Source organism: Algoriphagus namhaensis, assembly GCF_042649705.1.
GTDB lineage: Bacteria > Bacteroidota > Bacteroidia > Cytophagales > Cyclobacteriaceae > Algoriphagus > Algoriphagus namhaensis.
Map to the genome: position 1 here is coordinate 680,669 of NZ_JBHRZS010000006.1, position 23,720 is coordinate 704,388.

Consider the following 23,720-nt stretch of genomic DNA (forward strand, 5'->3'; position numbering starts at 1 on the left):
TAATCTTTGGTAGGACTTTGGGTATTTATTTATTACATTCCTACTCCATTTTTTTATAATTATCTAAAAATAATACTATGACGTGGCTAAGCCGATCTTTTTTTAACATCACAAAGAGGAATTCGTTGTATTGGTTTTTAGGGGTTCTGCTTTTGTATTCAAGCCAGTCCTTTTCTCAACCTAGTGCAGAAATTGGAGTTCCTTTGATTACCAATTACCCTACCTCAGAATACGGAGGAAATGGGCAGGTTTGGTCAATCATTCAAAGTGATGACCAAATGATGTATTTTGGGACATCTACAGAAATCATGGAATTCGATGGGATCAATTGGCGACAAATCCGAAATCCTGATTACCCTACTGGCGCCTCTACCAGAGGACTGGTAAAGGATGATAATGGAGTCATATTTTATGTGGCCGGAGGAAGCTTCGGCTACCTCAAGAGAAACAAATTTGGCAATCGTGTAATTGAGTCTTTAAAGTATCTTATTCCAGAAGACAAGCGCGATTTCGAAGAGTTTTGGTCTGTCCAATTTGACGGAAAGTACCTTTATTTTCAGGCAAGAGAATATATTTTTCGCTTAGATTATGACTTAGATCAAGAAGAATTTGATCTCAAGACATATCCTGCTCAAGGCACCTTTTCACATGGTTATATGATTCACGGGGAATATATAGTCCATGACATAGAACAAGGTCTTTATAAGATGGTCGATGGGGAACTTGAATTCATAGATGGAAGTGAAGTGGTTGCAGGAGACCGTCTTTTCACTTTAGTAGAACACGTAGACAATCCCGAAACTGGCCAAAAGCAGTTTTTAACGGGTCGCTTTTACCAAGAGTTTTACAAGTACGATGGTGAAAAGTTCGAGATTTTTGACAGTGAGCTTAATGCATATACTGGAACTAATTTACTTTACAAAAGTGCTCTTCTACCCAATGGCAATCTAGTAGCTTCAATGATTGGAATGGGTCTTGCGGTCGTCAGCCAAGAAGGAAAATTACTAAATATCCTTTCTGCTGATCAAGGTCTTCAAGATCCTTCGGTGTATTCGGTCTTTGTAGACCAAGACCAAACTGTTTGGGTTGGGTTAGACAACGGGATTTCAAAGCTAGAACTCAATTCTCCGATCAGTACTTTTACCAAAAATCAAGGCATAAACTCAACCATTTATGCAATTACTCGAGCTGGCGGACAATTGTACGTGAGCTCTTCTATTGGTCTTTATAAATATGACCAGAAAACGAAAAAATTTGTCCCAATTCCTGAAATTGGTAATATCCAGATTTGGAATCTGATAGTAGATGGAGATGATTTAATTGTCCCAGGAGAAGTCTTCTCGTTGATCCGAGATGGCAAAATTATTCCGATTGACCCGAATACAAGTGGGGGTCAGGATCTGATGATCTCACCTAGCCATCCAAACCTTTTATATATATCCATCCCAGGTGGATTAAGAATTTACGCTAGAAAAGGAAATTTCTGGGAAAAATTTGCCGATTTGGAGGGAATGTCCAACACGATTTGGACCATAGCCGAAAGTGAGGATGGAACCCTTTGGGGAGGAACTCAAACAAATATGGCCTACCGAATTACGCCTGCCTATGATGAAAATGACCTCCCAATAGTCAGTGACTTTAAAATCAAGGAGTTTGGTATTGAAGAAGGTTTGGTTAATTCTCCTGGATATTTGGGTGCAATTGCTGGTGAAATCTTTTTCCCTTCCTTCGGGGCATCCTTACGCTATGATCCAGCAAAAGAGTCCATAGTCCCAGATGACCGATTTGGGATGATCCCAGATAACCTGGGTCTTTCTGAAGGCTTTTTTATGATAGAGGACTCCCAAGGTCAAGTTTGGATTACTATTGGCAATAGGCTAAGACTAGCCATCCCTGGACCAAACAACACCTATACCTTAGAAGAAAACCTCTTCAACGATTATCCTTGGCCAAGTGTAAACGGACTCTATTCTGAAGATGATGGAATCTTGTGGCTGGGAAGTGGCCAGGGTTTGCTTCGATATGATCGCTCCATCTCTTCTGTATCCAAGGAAGACTTTCCAGTGATGATGAGAGCAATCTATGCTGGTTCAGACACCTTGAATCATCTAAAAAAAGAAGCTGATCAGGATTTATCCTATTCACAAAACTCTGTGCGCTTTACTTACGCCGCGCAATTTTACCAGCAAGAACAAAGAACTACTTATCAGACATTCTTAGAGGGATTTGAATCTGACTGGTCAGATTGGAATAGAAGTGTGTATAAAGAATACACCAATCTTTCACCAGGCACCTACACCTTCCGAGTTCGTGCGAAAAATGTCTTTAATGATATAAGCGAAGAGGCATCTTATACTTTTTCTATCACCCCTCCTTGGTATAATACCTGGTGGGCATACTTGATTTACGCCCTGGCAGTCATAATTTTAGTTCGTTTGATTCTGAAATGGAGACTGAGTCAACTTCGTGAGAAACAGGAATTACTAGAAAAAACTGTGGCAGACAGGACTCAAGAACTGAGTCAACGGGTCTCTGAACTTGCTGTATTGAATGGGGTGCAAAATGGGTTGGTTAAAGAGATTCACACGGAAGGAATCTATGAATTAGTTGGTGAAAAACTGAACGAGTTATTTGATACCCAAACTGTAGTCCTACGCTCCTTTGATCACAGCACTCATCAAGAAATTTGGCATTATTCCATCGAACGGGATGTGAGACAATATAGTGACCCACGTCCAATAAATTGGGCGAACCAACAGATCATTGAGTCCAAAAAACCGCTTGTCATTAACGAAAACTATACCAGTACAGCCCAAAAATTTGGAAGTAAAGGATTCACAATGGGACACACTCCCAAATCGGCTGTTTTTGTACCAATCATCATCGGACAGACGGTACGTGGATCCGTCAGCCTTCAAAACCTAGACCATGAAAGAGCATTCAGTGACGCCGAAGTGAACCTCTTGGTTACAATCACCAACAGCATGGGTGTGGCACTAGAAAACACTCGGCTATTCGATGAGACTAACCGACTACTTGAGGAATCAAAACAACAAGCCAACGAATTGTCAGCTGTGAATCGAGTTACGCAGGCCCTTGCATCGCAGCTTTCCCTTGATGAAATCATTCATTTGGTTGGGGATCAAATGAAAGAATTATTTAATGCCAATATTGTCTACTTGGCCCTTTTAGATGAGTCAAGTGCTATGATCAATTTTCCTTATCGTTATGGAGATGAAATGCCTCCGCAGAAACTTGGAGAAGGCCTAACGTCCAAGATATTAAACTCTGGAAAACCTTTGCTTATTAATCGAGATGTGGAGGAAATGACAGTTGCGATGGGTGCAAGTCACCTTGGAATGCCCTCTGCATCTTATCTGGGAGTACCAATATTTCAGGGTGAAAAAGCGATTGGTGTACTTAGTGTTCAAAGTACTGAGCTAGAAAACCGCTTCGATGAGAGTGATTCCAGCTTATTGTCAACTATCGCCTCTTCTGTTGGAGTAGCCATCAATAAAGCTCAACTATTTGAAGAAGTGGTGGCTTCAAAACAAGCTGCAGAACAAGCCAATGAGGCTAAGAGTGCGTTTCTTTCCACAGTAAGCCATGAGCTACGGACCCCGCTGACCTCGGTATTGGGTTTTGCTAAAATCATACAAAAGAGACTCGAAGAAAAAATATTCCCACTAGTAGATCAGAAAGACCCGAAAACTGGAAGGGCTTTAAGCCAAGTGTCTCAAAATCTCAATGTTGTCATTTCTGAGGGAGAACGTCTCACCACACTAATCAATGATGTCCTTGATCTTGCAAAAATTGAGGCCGGAAAGATGGATTGGAGTGAAGAAGAGGTTCATCTTCCAGAAGTTGTTGAACGGGCTATCGCCGCCACAAATTCTCTTTTTGGATCAAATAAACTCAAGCTAACCCGTGATTTTGAAAAAAATCTTCCCGGAATTAGTGGTGATAATAATAAGTTGATTCAAGTAGTGATTAATCTTATTTCCAATGCTGTAAAGTTTACAGAAAAAGGAGGGGTGACTTGTCGAATTAAACGTCAGGGCAATGAAATCATAACTAGCATTATTGACACAGGAATGGGGATTGCCCAAGAAGATTTTACCGCTGTTTTTGAACAGTTTAAACAAATCGGTGGGGATACACTCACTGACAAACCGAAAGGAACTGGATTAGGGCTTCCTATTTGTAAGGAGATCATCGAGCATCATGGAGGTAGGATTTGGCTTGAAAGCAAAGTGGGTGAAGGAAGTAATTTTTCTTTTGCCTTGCCAATAAAAAGTACAGCAGGTAAAACAAATTACGCAGCTCCGATTCATCTCAACGAATTGGTGGATCAATTGAAGAACAAAATGGTCTTCTCTAAGCTGAAGTCTGTCAAAAAAAATGCGCATATCTTAATTGTAGACGATGAACAATCGATCCGCTCTTTACTGAGCCAAGAATTGGCGGATGCTGGTTACCTCACCTCAGAGGCCAGCAATGGAAAGGAGGCAATTGAATCCATTCGAGAGAATAGGCCCGATTTGGTTATTCTTGATATCATGATGCCTGAGATTAATGGTTTTGATGTCGCAGCCATTCTGAAAAATGACCCTCAGACAATGGATATCCCAATTATCATTTTATCCATTGTACAGGACAAAGCGAGAGGATTTAGAATTGGTGTAGACAGGTATTTAACAAAGCCCATCGATACCAATCAATTATTTGAAGACATAAGCGATTTGCTAAATCAAGGGAAGTCGAAAAAGAAAGTGATGGTCGTGGATGAGGATTCAGCTGCGATCAGAACCTTAACAGATGTTCTCCAGACCAAAGGCTATCAAGTGGTAGAATCAGACGGGAAAGAACTTGTGGAGAAGGCAAAAGAGACCCTGCCAGATATTATTATCCTCAATTCAATTCTCTCATCAAATGATGAAATCATTCAAACCCTTCGCTTTGAAAAGGGACTAGAAAACGTATTATTCTTTATTTACCAATAAATCAAATCTTTTAAACTAAATATGTTAACCCACATTTTTGTATGTCTCTAAAAATATTAATTGTCGATGATGAAGCTCACATCCGCATGCTCATAGAGCAGTCACTAGAAGAGCTAGAAGATGAAGGAGTGGAGTTTTATACCGCAGAAAATGGAGAAATGGCCCTAGAAGTTATAAAGGAAGAAAAACCAGATCTCATTTTTTTGGATGTGATGATGCCAAAACTCAACGGCATGGAAGTTTGCCGAAGAGTAAAACAGGAAATGGGGCTATCCCAAATCTATATTGTTTTGCTAACGGCAAAAGGTCAAGAATCTGACCGCCAAAAAGGCCTTGATGTAGGAGCAGATATTTATATGACCAAGCCATTCGATCCAGAGTTATTGCTAGAAAAAGCACGTGATGTACTCCAATTACCTTAGTCTATAACTAAAATAGCCTAAACAGAAACTGAATATTAACCATGGCAAAAATTTCAATTAAAGCTATTCTGAGGAAAGAAGACACACTCAGGCTATGGTTAGATAATTGGTGTACTCATAATAAGACCGAGATTTGTATTTCCGATCCTTCTGGAAAAGTAGTTTATGGCAACCCAGACCTTTTACATAACTCATTGAGTATTCCCTTGATTACTGGAGATGCTATTGTCGCACGTGTCTGGAGCAAAAGTAATGTGCTCAATCAGGTATGGGATGTGCTAAACATGCTGATTACTAAAGAATCAGAAAAAAGAAAATTAGGAGCGGAAGTCCTTCACCTTTATCAAGAGCTCAACATTATTTATGGCTTTGCCGAAAGCTTAGGCGAGGCTATTTCCACACATGCTATTGCAGAGATTACACTTGCCCATTCTACCAATTCCATTCCAGCGGATGCCGGAATTATTACCCTTTGGGATGAACAGGATAAGACACTTGGAGTCCCAGCCGTCTCAGGAGATGACTTGTTTGATTCGGAATTGATGGCAAAAAACACGGCTTTTCTTCTTCAAATAGGGCATACTGGGCAATCCGGAATTATCACGGATATCGAAGAAATAAAAAAACTGGGACTGGTGGCTTCAAAAGTGACTAGCTTAATCTATGCCACCCTAAAGGGAAAAGATCGGATTTTGGGAGCTATTGTTTTGGCTGGAACTCAACTTGACCAATTTACAGCGGCACATCTAAAACTGTTAGTCACCCTCGCCTTGCAGTCTTCCTCTGCAATTGAATCAGCCCTTCTTTTCGAGAAAAATCTTACAGAGATAAAGATGAGAGAGGAAGCCATGCAACGGATCAATGAAGTCATCAAAAAATTTGTTCCTAATGAATTTATTTCTTCGTTAGGAAAGGAAAATATCACTGATGTAAGGCTGGGTGATCAGGTTGAAAAAATAGTTACGGTCCTTTTTACAGATATCCGAGACTTCACAACACTTTCAGAGCAAATGAGCCCTGAGGAGAATTTTAGATTTGTCTCCTCATTCAATGAAATCCTTGGACCTATTATTCGCCAACATAATGGGTTTATAAATCAATATTTAGGTGATTCGATTATGGCCATTTTTCCAAATAGGCCAGAAGACGCAGTTTTGGCTTCCGTCGAAATGCAGCGAGCAGTTCGGACACTTAATTGGCAACGTGCAGAACAAGGGCTTCCCATTATTAATGCTGGGATTGGAATGCATACTGGTCCATTGATTATGGGAATAACCGGGGACGAGCACCGCCTCGACGCGGCCACAATCAGTGATACCGTGAATACAGCCTCGCGAATAGAAAGCTTAACCAAATACTATCAATCCCCTCTACTCCTTAGTGGTGACACAGTAAAAAGCATCCCAGACACTTCTAATTTAACATTTCGCCGATTAGGCAAAGTTCTTCTCAAAGGAAAAAACAATGTCCTCAGTGTAGTAGAGTGTATGAATGGCTTACAAGAAAATATCAGTTTTAGGAGAAGAGAAAATCTGGGAGATTTCGATATGGCAATGGAACTTTATCAGCAGAGGCAATTCGAAAATGCAATTACCCTTTTCAACAAAGTTTTGAAGTCAGATCCAGAAGATAATACGGTCAAGGTATTTCTTAAAAACGCAAAAAGATATCTCACCGAAGGGGCTCCTAAAAATTGGAATGGTGCGGAAGAAATGCTGTATAAATAGTCTTGAATTAAGATGAGGTCAAGTAAAAATATCCCTGATACAGAATTAAGGAAAGAGCATATATCTATAATTCAGGACAACAGCTCCGGCATCTCCGCTTCCATTAAAGAGAAAATCTTTCAACCCTTTTTTACGACCAAGCCAACTGGCTCGGGAACGAGGTTGGGCTTGAGTCTGAGCTATGATATAATAAAAGCCCATTGTGGAACTACCCAGTTCGAAAGCACTCAAGAAGGAACTCTTTTCACTATAGCACTCCCACTTTCTTAGCATGATGACCAAAGAAAAAGAACAAGCCTTAAATGAAGCTTTCGAAACGTTTGTGGATATGTGCTTTATGCATATCCCAATAGATAGTACCGCATCAAATTTTATCGCGAATGATATAATGGGCTGGGGTACAACGATTGATGAATTCGTGAAATCAATTTCAGATTGGGAGTGGCTTATTGCTCGTCAAATTGAACAAGCAAAAAACTTAAACCTAGACTTTCATTTTGAACGTCAGCCTTTGCATAGACGAATTTCCTATAAAGAGGATACAGCTCTTATCAGTGAAATGATTCATGTAACTGTTAAGGGAAAGGACTTTCAAAATAGGTTTACGTTTAGAATGTCGGCAGTTTTAGAGTGTCTAGACAATGATTCTTGGAAAGTGATTCATTGGCATGGCTCTGTCCCATCCGACTCTGAAAATGACCCATGGCATGTGAACGAATGGAATCAGAGGATGGAACAACTAGAGAAGGAAGTTCAAGAACGAACTACAGAGCTCAAAGCCAAAAACCGCGACTTGGAAATAGAGTCGGCTTTGGAACGGGTACGAGCTCGAGCCCTTGCAATGCGCTCCTCCGATGAATTACCAGACGTAGCATTAGAATTAAGAAAGCAAATGGGTCATTTAGGCCAAAAGGATCTTGAGGTCTGTGCGATTCATCTTTATGAAGAGGATGAAAATTATTTTGAATCCTGGGGAGCGATGCGTTCACCTGAAGACGCGAATATTCTATTCCAAGGAATGGCCAAATTCCCAAAATCAGGAATTGAAATAGTGGAGGATATGATGTCGAAGTACAAATCGGGTCTTCAGAACTATGTGTTGGTCAATGAGGGTAAAAAGGCTCAGGAATGGCTCAATGCCATGAAGATTCATTCCCCACAAGCCTATGCTATGCTTCAAAAGAAGATTGAGAATACAAATCTTAAAGATTTGAAAGCTTTTTGGACAATATCAGATTTTGATGGGGGTGCATTAGTGATGGTTACATATGAAGAACCAGATGATCATTCAAGAAACCTTCTTAATCGCTCTTCAAAAGTTTTTCAGCTTGCATATCGTCGATATTTGGATCTTCAAAAGGCAGAAAAACAAACCCGTGAAGCACAGATAGAAACCGCTCTTGAGCGAGTACGTTCCGCGTCATTGGCTATGCACAGTACAGAAGACATAGCAAAGGTAGTTGTCGTTTTTTTTGAACAATTAAAAGAATTAAAAGTCGCGTTTGCTCAGGCTTGGATCACCATATTACACTTGGAGGAGGGTTATTTTAATTCATGGTTTTCTCCCATAGAAGGAATTTATGACAAGCCTCAGCATTTTCAAATGCCTACCGCCCCTTTCGAAAAAACGACCATCAAGAGTTGGCTAGAAGGGGCGCCCTTTTCCTATTTGACCATTTCGGGTAAAAAAGAACTGGATCAATTCTACAAAGCTTGCGATGAGATGACAGGGTCCAAATATTTCACCCATAGTCAAAAAACCCTTCAATTAGATCGATTAGAATTTTTAGAAGCCAATCACAAATTTGGGATGTTGAGCAAGTCACATTCTGAGCCGCCCACTAAAGAAGAAGAAGATTTGCTACATCGATTCGGGAAGGTTTTTGAGCAAACCTATACTCGCTTCTTAGATCTTCAAAAAGCAGAAGCACAAGCCCGTGAAGCCCAAATAGAGACCGCTCTTGAGCGGGTACGTTCTGCTTCTTTGGCCATGAATAAAACTGACGAGCTAGCAAATGTAGTCAGCGTACTTTTTTCACAGTTTGCTGAACTGAAGCTAGAATTCTACCAGGTCTGGATAAATATCTTTATTCTGGACGAAGGGATTTCAAATTGTTGGTTTTCACCAGTTGAAGGGGTGATTGAAGAACCTTACACTGCAATCGTTCCTTTAGCACCGTTTGAAGACACCTCTATCAAAAGCTGGAGAGCCGGAGAAAAATTTTCTTACCTGTCTTGGAAAGGAAAGAAAGAAGTTGACAAAATAATGCAGGAGCTGAGCAAAATGACCGGCCACCCAAGCTTTGATCAGATCCAGAAAAAGAAAAAAATGGATCGAATGGAGGTCCTAGACTGCAATCATAAATATGGAGTCCTAGCAATTGCCAAGAACACCGAAATCACTAAAGAAGACCACTCAATTCTCCAGCGCTTTACCAAAGTTTTTGAACAAGCTTACACCCGCTTCTTGGATCTAAAGAAGGCAGAAGCCCAAGCTAGGGAAGCGGAAATTCAATTAGCCTTAGAGCGAGTGCGTGCTCGATCCATGGCTATGAAAAACTCGGACGAATTGCATGAAGTACTTAGCGTTTTGTTCCGACAATTTGACCAGCTAGGCATCCATCCTATGAATGTATACTTAAGTCTTTTTGATCGGGAGAATAGAACACTCACCTATAGAGCTTCCGGCAAATCAAGACATAGACAACCTCAAAAACAGGTTGTCCATGTAGATAGTATGGTAGAGTTGCAGGGGCTTTATGATAAGTTTATCCATGACCAATCTGACTCGGTAGAGGTCATCTTTTATTCCAAGGAAGTCCTTCCACAGGTTTTTGAAATATTTTCTAAAACCTTTGATGCGATGCTGGAGGAGGAAAGAATGAAGATAGAGTATTTCCCAGAAGGAGGCTATTCCATGGCTGGCTACACACCTTTTGGTTATTTAGGCTACGACCATCAGCGACCTGCCACTGAAGAAGAGAAAAATATACTTTCCAGATTTTGTCAGGAATTTACCAGAGTCTACCAGCGATTCCTTGACATTCAGAAAGCTGAGGCTCAAGCTCGAGAATCAAAAATCCAATTGTCTCTGGAACGGGTACGTGCTAGATCGATGGCAATGCACAGCTCTAATGAGCTATCGGATGTATGCCAGATTCTTTTCGAGGAAATAAGCAAATTGACCAAGACACCAGATCGCTTCAATATCGTTATGCCTCATGAGGAGAGTGATTTGCTCGAAGTTTGGCTAACCGATCAGGAAGGGCATAAGGTCAGTACAAAATTCTTGATGTCATCCAAGAAATCAGAGGTCGTCAAAGAGATATTCAAGGGTTGGAAGGAAAAGAAACAAGTTCTGATTTTTGATTTGAAAGGAAAGAAACTAAACGACTGGATTGCATATAGCAGCGAGGTGCTAGGGATTCCCTTCAAAAAGGATCAAAAATTAAAAGAACGCTTCATCACCTCAGCCCTTTTTGAATACGGATACCTTGGCACTACCGATCACACCGCCCCTAGCGAAGAAATCATCCAATTAATTCAACGTTTTGCCAACGTATTCGAACAAGCCTATCGGCGATTCCTGGATTTGGAACGTTCTGAAAAACAGTCCAGAGAAGCACAAATCGAAGTAGCATTAGAGCGAATCAGGTCTCGAGCAATGGCTATGCACGATCCAGAGGAATTGACGGAGGTGCTCGCCTTGATGTTTGATCAATTGAGTCAATTAGGAGTAGATGCCCTCTGGACTCACTTGACCTTAATTGATCTCGACAAGAACATTTTCACCTATCGGATGACAAGCAGGGATGGCAAACCGGTTCACACCGAACAAGTGGTGCAACTAGATGCAATGGATAGCTGGTCCCACACCGTAGAAACGTTCAAATCCCAAAATCCAGAAACTGTCACTCAAATTCACTTTTTGCCAGAGGTCCTGCCGAGAGTTTGGGAATTGTTTGACGGAATTTTCTCCTCTCTGCCAGAAGAGTCAAAAATGAGTCCGGAAGACTTCCCCAATGGTATTCATACCACCGAGGCAAACTGCAAATTTGGATACCTGGGAATCAATCAAAGAAGAAAAGCTACAGACGAAGAGAAAAAAATATTAGGCAGATTTGGGAGTGAATTTGGGCGTTTATACCAGCGCTATTTAGATATAGAAAAAGCACAAAAGCAAGCTAGAGAAGCTCAAATCGAAGTATCTCTAGAGCGAATTAGGGCAAGGGCAATGGCCATGCACCATCCAAATGAGCTAAGTGAGGTTTTAACTTTAATGTTTGCCCAATTAGATCTTTTGGGAGTGGAAACTGCGTGGACGCATCTCACTTTGGTTGATCTGGAAAAAAACACCTTTACGTATCGAATGACTGGTCGAGAAGGCAAACGGGTAGATGTGGAACAGGTTGTAGCCCTAGACGCATCACCTGTATGGATTCACGCCACAGAAACCTTCAAGTCTGCAAAACCTGATACGATTACACGGCTGGAATTTAAACCAGACACGCTTCCTGGTTTGTGGGACCTATTTGATGGAATTTTTCCCGCCTTGCCGGAGGGATACCAAATCTTTCCTGAAGACTTTCCTAAAGGTCTATTTACCACACAAGCCAATTGTAAATATGGATACCTCGGTATCAATCAGCCAAGAAAAGCCACCGAAGAAGAAGAAAAAATACTTGCCAGATTTGGAAGCGAGTTTGGTCGCTTATACCAGCGATATCTAGATATTGAAAAGGCGCAATTACAAGCCCGAGAAGCACAAATTGAAGCCTCACTGGAGCGGGTCCGTGCCAGAGCGATGGCCATGCATCAGACTGATGAGCTTACCGATGTGCTCTGTGTGCTCTTCGATCAATTTGATCTTCTTGGGATCAATCCCGTATTGACACACCTTACATTATTTGATGAAGAAAATGAAACCTTCAGTATTCGACTGACGACCACCGCTGATAATGGGGTGGTTGCAGAACAACTAATCGACATTCATGCCATTGAGGCTTGGAAGCAGGCTTTCGAACAATGGAAAACCTGCGAACCAAATTCTGTCAATACGATAGATTACGCCCCGGAGGATCTGCCCTATCTATGGGATTTACTGTCCGAAGTAATGGCCGCATTGCCAGAAGGACACAAAATAAATCCAACAGACTTCCCTGGTGGTTTATTTACCGCGCAAGGCCACTTCCAATTTGGCTACCTTGGTTTCAATCATTCTAGAAAAGCGACCGAAGAAGAAAAAAGCATTGTCAGCCGATTTGCCCGCGAATTTGGCCGCACCTATCAGCGCTTTTTGGATCTTGAAAAAGCTGAGGCACAGGCGAAGGAGGCTCAAGTCGAGGCTGCATTAGAAAAAATCCGTAGTCGAACTATGGGTATGCAAAGCAGTTCCGAACTACCCGAAGTTGCAAATTTGCTTTTTTTGGAAATACAGGCACTAGGTATCCCAGCATGGAGCTGTGGGTATAATATTCTAGCAAAGGATAAAAAAACAGCCACCTGTTGCATGAGTAGTGAAGGCACCCTTCAAACCCCATTTCAGCTTCGTCTTTGGGGAGAAGCTTCTTTTGATGAGATGAGAGAATTCATTCTGAGTGACGATACGATGTTAGTTCAGGAACTTGGAGGTAAAGCCTTGGAGGATCATTATAAGTACATGAAATCCTTCCCGGACCTGAAGCCCACTTTTGACGAAATTGAAAGGCTTGGACTTTCGCTACCGACCTATCAGATTAATCACCTATGTAAATTCAACCAGGGATTTATTCTGTTCATCACCTATGAACAAGTACCTGATGCACATGACATTTTCAAGCGATTTACGAAAGTCTTTGATCAAACGTACACTAGATTCCTGGACCTGAAAAAAGCAGAAGCTCAGGCAAGGGAAGCCCAAATTGAAACTGCATTGGAGCGAGTCCGAAGCCGTACTTTGGCCATGCAAAAATCGGATGAATTAGCCGAAACGGCAGCCATCCTTTTCCAACAATTGATCCACCTAGGGATCGAACCAAACCGTCTATACATCGGAATTATAAAAGATAATTCCAGTGAAACAGAATTCTGGACCACAGAAGAGGATGGTAGCAAAATCAGTACTGCATATACCACAGACTTGCTGAATAATGTCACCTTCAAGAAAATGTACGATGGATGGAAAAGAAAGGAAAAATCTACAGTGGTGGATATTCAAGGGAAAGAACTTAAAGAATACATCGAGTACCTCACAAGCCTCAATATTCCCTTCAAGGATGGAAAAAACCAGACCCGAAGAATTCAATATCTCGCTTATTTTGCCAAGGGATTCATAGGAATGGCTTCGCCTGACGAGCAACCGAGAGAGTCTTTAGAAATTCTCGAGCGCTTTGCCTATGCATTCAATCTTACCTTCACCCGATTTAGTGATCTCAAAATAGCCGAAGCTAGCGCCCTGAAAGCAGCACAGGATTTGGTGGAAATAAAAAAGGCGCGCGAAAAAGCCGAAAAAGCCTTATCCGAATTGAAGTCGGCTCAAGAACAACTGATCCAACAGGAGAAACTCGCAAGTCTTGGCCAGCTAACCGCAGGAATAGCTCACGAGATCAAGAATCCACTTAACTTTGTAAATAACTTCTCTGACTTAAGCCGCGAGCTAATCGAAGAGGTATTTGAAGAGTTAGATCTTATGCCTGCTTCAGAACACACAGATGAAATCCGTGCTATTCTCGAAGATGTAAAAGGAAATCTAAATAAGGTTTTTGAGCATGGTACTCGGGCCGATGGCATCGTCAAATCCATGCTGCAGCACAGTCGAGGAAGTGCAGGAAAGGTAGATAGCGTTTCGGTCAATTCACTTGTCCATGAGTTTGTCAATCTAGCATTCCATGGCATGCGGGCTGGTAAAAACCCAATCAATGTAGAATTAGATTTCAAGCTAGATGAGCAAGCTGGTAGCGCCGATCTGGTCATGGAAGACTTTTCTAGGGTGATTCTAAACATCGCAAACAATGCATTTGACGCCATGCGCGAAAGACTGAAAAATGAAGACCCAAAGAGCTACCTTCCAAAATTTACTGCTACAACTGAACGGGATAAAAAGGGGGTTCATTTGACCTTTCAGGATAATGGGTATGGAGTGCCACAGGAGCTCCAAGACAAAATCATGCAACCATTCTTTACCACAAAAAAGGGTACTGAAGGAACAGGATTGGGACTCAGCATCACTCATGACATCATCAAAGCTCATGGAGGAAAATTGAGCTTAAAGAATCATGAAAATGGAGGAGCTATGTTTTCTATATTTCTTCCAGTGAAAGGCAAATAAATTGAGGCTAAGTCGCCTGAATTTCATTTAGAAATAAAATATGGATCACGAAAATTTATACTTTCTTCATTTACTGATTTACTCAGAATTGTAAAGTCTAAATATTTCTCAATAGGCATATAAACTTGAACCTAGATCTACTAGGAAAGCGTCATTCATCAGATTATTAGAAGATTATTCTGTTAAATCGGCAGTAATTCTCCATTATATCAGAATAATGCCTAAATTTTGATATAATTCTTTTTTTTAGAGACGGAAGGCATTTTTGAACCAAGAAAATAGAATTAGATCAAGTACCCACGGATTAGTTCCTGGTGCATGGTCACCCATAGGTCTCAAATAGACACTTATATCGGGTCGTAATGAAGTATAAAACTCATGATGCATAGGAATTTTTTTTCTGGGATTTTTGGATTGACTTTGCTCATTGTTGCCTCATGCGGATCGAGAGATAATACCAATCTTAATGAATCAACACCAGTTTTACTCGAACCCAAGGTGACCCTAATGGCTGATCTCCCAGACAGCCTCTCCCCAAGAATAATCCAATTGACAGATGTCCCGCCGGCTCCTACCATCCGTATTCCACTTGGCTCTTCTCGGGCCTATACACTTTATGCAGGTACTGAAGACGAGCAAAGAATTGTCCTAGAGCCGCCTTTAAGTACTCCGCTCCCAGTTTTGACCAATTCTGTTGGAGAACAAGTCCTTGGAAAAGATGGCAAACCGATTCTGTTGGGAACCGGAGGTTTAGCGCAATTTCGAACTTATACCACTGAAGATGGATTGGCTCAGGATGCTGTGAATTGCTCCCTGATTGATTCTCGAGGACACCTTTGGTTTGGAACCAACGACGGGGGTGTGAGCCGATTTGACGGAAATACCTTTACCAATTATACCAGTGCCCAAGGACTAGCCGGCAACTCTGTTTTAAGTATCATCGAAGATTCACGAGGCAATATTTGGTTTGGAACCTTAGGAAATGGGGTTTCAAAATTTGACGGGAAAGTATTCACCAATTATTCCACAGAAGATGGTAGGCTAACGAATGGAATTTACGATCTGATTGAAGATTCCTTCGGGGCTATTTGGATCGGAACTTTAGGTGGGGGGCTAGTGAAATTAGAAAATGAAGAATTCACAACTTTTTCTGAAGCCGATGGATTGCCAAGCGACAACATTATTGCCCTACTTGAAGACGAAGACGGATTCCTTTGGATAGGAACATTTGGCGGAGGTCTAAGTCGATTTGATGGAAACACATTTGTAAACTTTGGTCCGAAGGACGCTTTACCAGGAGACCGAATTCGAAGTCTTTTTCAAGATAGTTCGGGGCTGATCTGGATGGGTGTCATGGGAGAAGGATTGGCCACCTATGATGGAAAAGATTTTGTCCTATATGACCAAGAAGATGGGCTAGCCGGGCTGGTAGTACGTGATCTGATCGAAAACAAATTTGGGGAAATTTGGGCGGTGACCAATGAAGGTGCAAGTATGTTTAAGGATGGAAAATTCACTACCTATCGCCGAGCGCAAGGACTTCCGGAAGATAATCTACAAAGTGTGGTAGAGGACCGAAACGGAAAGCTTTGGTTCTCGACCGAGGGTGGAGGTGTAAGCCGATTTGATGGAGCTGGATTTACTACCTTCTCCACCCGACAAGGACTCGGTGAAAACCTAGTTTTGAGTATCGCTGAAGACGATTTGGGAGTGTTATGGTTTGGTACTGTAGAGGGTGGAGTTAGTCGGTTTGATGGAAATAAATTCACCGTTTACAATGTGGAGCAAGGACTTGCCGCCACCAATGTGAACAGTATTTTTGAGGATTCGAGTGGCTTTCTCTGGTTGGGTACTGGAGGCGGCGGCGTCAGCAGATACAATGGCAATCTAGTTCCGGAAGGACAAGCCACATTTACTAACTTTTCTACGGATCAGGGGCTGGCTGGAAATGATGTCTATAGTATCCTGGAAGATCGCTCCGGAAAAATTTGGTTTGGAACAGATGAAGGTGGTCTGAGTATTTTTGATGGAAAATCCTTCACCAATCTAAATACAAGTCATGGCCTGGCAGGAGATGTGATTTTGGGCCTGGAAGAAGATCACCTGGGTAATATCTGGATTGCTGCCATCGATGGAGGCTTGAGCATGTATGATGGGCAAAAAATTATCAGCTTCACTCCTGAGCAAGGCCTAGTAGACCACGAAGTTTCCAAAGTCAAACGAGATAGTCAGGACAATCTGTGGGTAGCCACACAACACGGCCTGAGCTTTATATCCAAAATGCGGCTGGAGAAGTTCCTGAATGGAACACTCGAGGAGTCACTTTTCGAAAATTTCACCTCAGAAGATGGCTTACCCAATGACAAGGTTTTGCAAATCGCTGAAATGCAAAATGGTAAAATCGCGATAGGGACAGGCAGAGGAATTTCCATTATAAATCCTCCTGCTCCAGGTAGTTCTTCCTTGGACTCACTTGCAGGCTTAGAGATATTCAACTCCCAATTTGGCTTTCCTGCTAAAGACCTCACAGATGGACAGAACGCCCTTTTTGTTGATTCCAGTGGCCTACTCTGGGCCGGTACTGGTAGTACCAAAACGGCTTTGGTGAGTTTTGATTACAGCTCTTTATTGCGCAACGACACCAAACCAGAGGTATCCATCAAGGGAATCCAAATCAATGAGGCATCCATCTCTTGGAATAATCTGGAGGCCGTCAGAAATGCCGATGGATCGACTAGACCTGCATCGAATGCTGAACTTGCGGAGGAGGTCATTGCCTTTGGGCGTTCACTGAGCGACCGGGAGCGTCGGGAGATGCTCAATCAATTTGACAAAATCAGATTTGACAGCATTTCTCCGTTTTTTGCCTTGCCACAAAACCTAACACTCCCTTTCAAAAACAACCAAGTCAACTTTGACTTTGCTACGAATGAATTGGCATTCCCAGACCTTGTTGAGTATCGATACTTCCTTCAAGGTTATGATCAGGATTGGAGTCCGGTGATCAAAAAATCCAATGCCACTTTCGGTAATATCCAAGAAGGCGATTACACCTTCAATGTGATGGCACGATACATTGGCGTAGCAGAAGGAGATGCGGGTGAATGGTCCGATCCCATCAGTTTTTCTTTTACAGTACTTCCCCCCTGGTACCGTACATGGTGGGCGTATTTGATATATGCTGGACTTTTTATCTCGCTTTTTTATCCCTTTAGTCAATACCAAAAACGACAAGTCATCAAAAAGGAGCAGGAAAAAGCTCGTGAGCGCGAGTTGGAGCAGGCTCGAGAAATCGAAAAAGCCTACACCGAATTGGAGGCTTCACATGAAAACCTGAAAGCTACTCAATCTCAATTGATCCAATCTGAAAAAATGGCATCTCTGGGTGAGCTGACAGCCGGTATCGCTCATGAAATTCAGAACCCATTAAACTTTGTCAATAACTTCTCCGAAGTGAGCAAAGAACTGATGGAGGAAATGGAAGAGGAGCTTGAAAAAGGAGAAAAGGACGATATTTTTGCGATAGCGAAGGATATCAAGGAAAACCTAGAACGTATCAGCTCACATGGTCGGCGTGCAGACTCCATCGTAAAAGCCATGCTACAGCATAGCCGTACTGGCTCTGGCAACAAGGAATTGACTGACATCAACGCCCTCGCCGATGAGTGTCTTCGTCTGAGCTATCATGCCATTCGATCAAAGGATTCGGAATTCCGCACTGAGTATGAGCTCGAGCTCGATCCTAATCTACCGAAGACTGTGGTTATCCCACAGGATATTGGGAAGGTGTTCCTTAACATCACCAGCAATGCCTTTTATGCGGCAAACGAGGAGGATAAGGCAAGAAAGGATGAAAACTACAAGCCTTTGGTCAAGGTAAAAACCAGAAAATCGGGTCAAGGCATAGAGATTTTGGTTGTCGATAATGGAACTGGTGTACCAGAGGATATTAAAGAAAAAATCTTCCAGCCTTTCTTCACCACGAAACCTACCGGAAAGGGCACTGGCCTTGGACTCTCCTTGAGCTACGATATTATCAAAGCCCATGGAGGCCAGCTTAAAATCAAATCCCGTGAGGAGCTAGAGCAGGAGAAGGAGACGGGTACTGTATTTAGTATTATCTTACCTCTAACAAATTAAATAAAGCACCTATTATGGGATTAGATGCATTTATTATTCTTTTCATTCTTCTTTTACTAAAGAAAACCCTAGATAAAAGTCCCGAAAATGACTTTTGGCGGAAGCGTTTCAACTATGGGATGATTTTGTCCATTGCCCTTGGGGTACTTTCAGAAGTCAAGATCGGTGTCACAGTTTTCTGGGACATCGGTTTGATCGGACTTTTCTTGATTACTGCCTATATCATTTACACCGTAGATCAATTTAACCATAAAAAGTACTTTGTGGTCTGCTGGGCTCCTACGATCATTCTTTCGTTTTTTGAAGGACTTCTCGGGTCATTTTTCCCAAGTTTTGCGGAATCTTGGGAGGAGGTTATTACGGCCATTATGGTCTTTAGCATTATTTGGGGGGTAGGCATTTGGCTTTATGGAAGAAGAGAGCGAAAAGCTTTGGAACGTGAGCGGAAAATTGCCGAGGAAAAAGAAAAGGAATATCTCGTAACTCAGGAAATCCGTGCCTCCCTTGAATTGGAAGTAAGTGAACGAACCAAAGCGTTGGTAAAACAAAAAGAAGAGCTACAAAAGGCCCTCGAAGAACTGAAAGCCACACAAGATCAGCTTGTGCATTCGGAAAAAATGGCTTCCCTTGGGGAATTAACCGCAGGGATTGCTCATGAGATCCAAAATCCACTCAACTTTGTGAATAACTTCTCCGAAGTAAGCAATGAATTAATCGGAGAAATAAAAGAAGAACTCACCAAGCCCTCTAGCGAAAGAGATATGAGCTTGATCGAGGAGATACTGGATGATCTTGCAAAAAACCTAAACAAGATCAATTCCCATGGCAGGAGAGCAGACTCCATTGTGAAGGGTATGCTTCAGCATAGCAGAAATAGTGGGGAAGAAAAAGAACCCACTAACCTGAATACCATAGCAGATGAATATCTCCGCTTAAGTTATCATGGCCTTCGAGCAAAAGACAAGAGCTTCAATGCAGATTTCAGCTTGGAACTAGACGAAGGTATTCCCGAGATCTCAGTAATCCCACAGGATATTGGCAGAGTTCTGTTGAATTTGATTAATAATGCCTTTTATGCCGTGACCGAGCGTCGGAAAAAGGAAGGGGAATATGGTTATAAACCCATGGTGACAGTAGGAACTAAGAAAATGCCAAACGGAATAATGCTCACGGTAAGCGATAATGGCTACGGAATTCCAAAAGACATTCAGAATAAAATTTTCCAGCCATTTTTCACCACCAAACCCACAGGATCAGGCACAGGACTCGGATTAAGTATGAGCTACGATATCGTGACTAAGGGACATGGAGGAGAATTAAAAGTCAATTCCAAAGAAGGCGAGGGTACCACATTTACAATTGTACTTCCCATTTAGTCAAAAAGGAATTAGAAATCAGGAAGTTGCTACCAAAGTGACTTAAAATAATTATATTCCAAGATGAAATCACTTTTTCATTTGTTTGATTCCAAGATCACTTTTATACTTTTTCTAGTAGGAGTATTGTCTTGTCAACAAAAAGGAGAAGTCCCTTACCCAGAAAACCCATCTAACTACCAAATCCCAGAGGCTCTACCCTTTGCCTTACCCGAAGGAAAACCATTCAACTGGAAGGAACTGCCCGCAGATAGTGTACCTATGGGCAAAACCATAAAATTTGACTTAGATCGATTGCCTTCGGTGCCTTTCGATCTTCAGGAAGAAGTCCCTCTGAAAAGTCCACTAGAAGTGACCTCTTTTGACTGGGACCAATTGGAAGAAATCCCTTTTGAGTTAGAGTTAGAGACAGATTCTCTAAGCGGTGTCATCACCCCGCTTCCTGAGCCCATTATTTTCAGTACTTCCACCTTACTCAAGGCGGACAATACCAATGCTGGACTCTTAGCTCTTACCTCTGGACAGGGATTACCCGGCACCACGGTCTATGCTCAAGAAATCGGGGCTGATGGTACGCACTGGATAGGAACCGAGCAAGGTCTGGTGAAATACACCGGCAACGAATTTCATCTCTATGACATCATTACTAGTGATTTTACAGGTGTTTTAAATACAATCTCTGATCTGGAATTTTTGTCTGATGGTAGGCTCCTAGTCTCTACATTCCGTAAAGGTTTTTTGATCGTGGATGCTGTCAATCAAACCCTCGAAAGTTTTGAGCTTCCTTATGGCTTTTCTCGAGGATATGTTGATTCCGAAGGGAATTATTGGGGTGGTACGGTTACTCCTACCATCAAATTTGTAGACTTTCAGCAGGGAAAGGTTTTCTCTTTGAAATTACCCGAGGAGCAATTAACTGTTAATAATTCCCTTGGAGCATTCCAAGATTCAAAAAAGAATTTCTGGATTGCTTTCAATAATGCTGTTGGGGTGGTCAATCCCGACAAAACTTCAATGAAAATATTAAGGTCAAACCCCTTGCTCCAAAGTTACGCAAACTATGACTTTATAGAAACCTCAGAAGGAGACATTTACATCTCCTCATTTTCACCTGGCCTATCCATAGTGTCCCTTGAGAAAGAAACGATAAGCAGGCTTGGAGCCTCACAAGGTTTTAAGGCCGGGGCTGTTGACGTAAAACTCGATGAGCAAGAAAATGTGTGGATAGGATCTAATGGTTCTTTTACCATTTACAAGCCAAAAAGCAATACCCTCAAAACCATCGAAACAAATCTAAATATGACCGGACAAGGCCCTCCTGCTGAATCCATCATTGATGGAGAAGGAATGTACTGGCAGGGTACTTGGCCAAATGGGCTCATTCTTTATGATCCTACAGGGACAGACTCGAGGCATTTCAATGTAGATGATGGGCTGTTGAGTAATGACACTTGGGGAATCGCAGAAGACGGCCAATCAAACGTTTGGCTGGCTACATATGGTGGTCTCCATATTTATGACCCAGAAGCAAGGGAAATCAAGTACTTAGAAATCCAAGAAAGCATTGGAAAAAATGATCATAGAGGGGTTTCCAAAATTGACGAAAATACTCTTTTCATTGGCTCTGTAGGCGGCTTTGCAATTGTGGATTTAGAAAATGAAACACTGACTGCCTATACAGAAATGTCAGGCACTGACTTCATTGCTTGGCGAGCTATTCAAAGGCCAGACGGTGCGATTTGGATTAGTAATAACCAAGGCCTGCTTTCATTTAATCCTGTAAAAAGGACTATGAAAAAATTAGACCAGTCTTCAGGTTTGGCAGGAACATCCGTATGGAGTTTATTGACTGATCATCAAAACCAAGTTTGGCTTGTGGGTAATTTGGGAGTAAATGTCATAGACCCTGAAAAAAATATAATCAAGTATATCGGAGTCGAAGAGGGATTACTCACAGTAGATCAATCCGCCTTAGTAATCACCGATCAAAATGAAATGGTGATCGGTGGAGCAAAGGGAATTTCCATCATAAACAAGGATCGAACTACCATTACCAAAATCAACCGAGCCCATGGGCTGAGTCCAGAGGCATTATACGATATGGTTTTTGCTCAGGGCAGAATTCAATTGGGGACCGAAAACGGAATTGTGGTGATAGACCGACCTGAATCAGACAGTTTACAAACCCCATGGACATTCACCAATTTTGCGAAGCCTGAAGGCTATCCATTCTCTGACTACAATCAGTCCACAGGTTATGTAATGTCAGATGGTAAAGTATGGTGGGGAGCCTCTCCTATTCTTAGTGTAAATCTTCAAGATCCCATAACTCAACAAAGTTTTAAACCAAGACTAACTCTTACCGGAGTGAAAATCATGGATCAACTTCCCTCATTTGCTAAAAATTTTAAAAAAGCGGGAGAACAGGAACGTACTTCACCCAATGAAAATTTCGATTACTTAGCAAGCAATAATATTCGCTGGGATGATGTGGATCCTCAAACCAAAATGCCTATTGAATTAATTTTACCGCATCATCAAAACTCGCTCACTTTTCTTTTCACCAACCCCACGATTAAAAGTCGGGACGAAATCGAATTCAGATATGTCCTTGAAGGTTCGGACAATGAATGGTCAGAAATAACCAAAACCTCCGCCTCAAAAACCTATTTCAATTTACTTCCTGGGGAGTATACCTTCAAAGTGATCACCAAAGGTTTTAATGGAGTTTGGAGCGAGCCAGCGACCTTTTATTTCACCATTTCACCCCCTTGGTGGCTTACTTGGTGGGCTTTTTTATTGTATTTCTTTGCATTAGGTCTTTTGGTTTATGCGACAGTGCAGGTCCGTTCCTCCTACCTTAAACGCGAAAACAAACTCCTTGAGGACCGAGTGAATCATAGAACTGCGCAACTGAAGCAATCCATCGATGAGCTAAAAGCCACTCAAGAGCAGCTCATCCAATCAGAAAAAATGGCATCACTAGGAGAGCTTACCGCGGGCATAGCTCACGAGATTCAAAATCCACTCAACTTTGTGAATAACTTCTCCGAAGTGAGCAACGAACTGATTCAGGAAATAAAAGAAGAGCAGCAGAAAGAAAATAAAGACGACGGACTGATCAATGAAATAATTGACGATATCTCCCAAAATCTGGCGAAGATAAATTTCCACGGAAAACGTGCAGACTCCATCGTCAAAGGAATGCTTCAGCATAGTCGGAATAATTCTGGTCAAAAAGAACTTAGCGATATTAATGTTATCGCCGATGAATACCTTCGTCTGAGTTACCATGGTTTACGAGCCAAAGACAAGTCTTTCACCGCTGACTTTAAATTGGAGTTGGATCCGGATCTTCCCAAAATTGAAATCGTCCCACAAGACTTGGGGCGTGTATTACTCAATCTGATTAACAATGGGTTTTATGCTGCCGGGGAGAAGAAAAAAGCACTTATTGAAGCAGGTAGTCCCGAAGCTAAAGCGTTTCTCCCGACGGTAACTGTGAGCACAAAGAAGCTTAAAGATGAAATTGAAATACGTGTTAGAGACAACGGGAATGGAATCCCAGAAGATATTAAATCAAAGATTTTCCAGCCCTTCTTCACGACCAAACCTACAGGAAAAGGCACAGGCCTTGGGCTATCAATGAGTTATGATATCATCACCAAAGGACACGAAGGAAAATTAGAAGTAGAAAGTAAAAAAGAGGAATACACAGAATTTATAATTATTTTACCTTATTAGAA

General features: G+C 41.9%; 8 protein-coding genes. All 8 read left to right on the forward strand.

The window, feature by feature from the left end; genetic code table 11:
- The first annotated feature begins 203 nt into the window (after positions 1-203).
- The 8 genes from ACFOSV_RS06560 to ACFOSV_RS06595 all read left to right on the forward strand — a co-directional run bounded on the left by ACFOSV_RS06560 (position 204) and on the right by ACFOSV_RS06595 (position 23,718).
- Complete coding sequence (locus ACFOSV_RS06560) at positions 204-5,003, forward strand: response regulator (RefSeq protein ID WP_377904621.1); 4,800 nt, start codon at positions 204-206, stop codon at positions 5,001-5,003.
- A 41-nt stretch (positions 5,004-5,044) separates the two neighbouring features.
- Positions 5,045-5,425, forward strand: coding sequence for a response regulator transcription factor (locus ACFOSV_RS06565; RefSeq protein ID WP_377904623.1), 381 nt, complete (start codon positions 5,045-5,047; stop codon positions 5,423-5,425).
- A gap of 41 nt (positions 5,426-5,466) precedes the next feature.
- Positions 5,467-7,152, forward strand: coding sequence for an adenylate/guanylate cyclase domain-containing protein (locus tag ACFOSV_RS06570; RefSeq protein WP_377904625.1), 1,686 nt, complete (start codon positions 5,467-5,469; stop codon positions 7,150-7,152).
- A gap of 12 nt (positions 7,153-7,164) precedes the next feature.
- On the forward strand, positions 7,165-7,422 hold the full coding sequence (locus ACFOSV_RS06575; protein WP_377904627.1) for an ATP-binding protein: 258 nt from the start codon (positions 7,165-7,167) through the stop codon (positions 7,420-7,422).
- A gap of 1 nt (position 7,423) precedes the next feature.
- Entirely contained in the window at positions 7,424-14,458 is a 7,035-nt protein-coding gene (locus tag ACFOSV_RS06580) for an ATP-binding protein (RefSeq protein WP_377904628.1), read from the forward strand.
- Positions 14,459-14,836: 378 nt separating this feature from the next.
- On the forward strand, positions 14,837-18,598 hold the full coding sequence (locus tag ACFOSV_RS06585) for a two-component regulator propeller domain-containing protein (RefSeq protein ID WP_377904629.1): 3,762 nt from the start codon (positions 14,837-14,839) through the stop codon (positions 18,596-18,598).
- 14 nt (positions 18,599-18,612) lie between these two features.
- Positions 18,613-19,974: a sensor histidine kinase gene (locus ACFOSV_RS06590; protein WP_377904631.1), complete on the forward strand. Its 1,362-nt coding sequence runs from the start codon at positions 18,613-18,615 to the stop codon at positions 19,972-19,974.
- Between the two features lie 63 nt (positions 19,975-20,037).
- Complete coding sequence (locus ACFOSV_RS06595) at positions 20,038-23,718, forward strand: ATP-binding protein (protein ID WP_377904633.1); 3,681 nt, start codon at positions 20,038-20,040, stop codon at positions 23,716-23,718.
- Positions 23,719-23,720 lie beyond the last annotated feature (2 nt).

Coding starts and splice junctions, on each gene's coding strand:
- ACFOSV_RS06565 (WP_377904623.1), top strand. CDS start 5,045: ATGTCTCTAAAAATATTAATTGTCGATGATGAAGCTCACATCCGCATG.
- ACFOSV_RS06570 (WP_377904625.1), top strand. CDS start 5,467: ATGGCAAAAATTTCAATTAAAGCTATTCTGAGGAAAGAAGACACACTC.
- ACFOSV_RS06575 (WP_377904627.1), top strand. CDS start 7,165: ATGAGGTCAAGTAAAAATATCCCTGATACAGAATTAAGGAAAGAGCAT.
- ACFOSV_RS06580 (WP_377904628.1), top strand. CDS start 7,424: ATGATGACCAAAGAAAAAGAACAAGCCTTAAATGAAGCTTTCGAAACG.
- ACFOSV_RS06585 (WP_377904629.1), top strand. CDS start 14,837: ATGATGCATAGGAATTTTTTTTCTGGGATTTTTGGATTGACTTTGCTC.
- ACFOSV_RS06590 (WP_377904631.1), top strand. CDS start 18,613: ATGGGATTAGATGCATTTATTATTCTTTTCATTCTTCTTTTACTAAAG.
- ACFOSV_RS06595 (WP_377904633.1), top strand. CDS start 20,038: ATGAAATCACTTTTTCATTTGTTTGATTCCAAGATCACTTTTATACTT.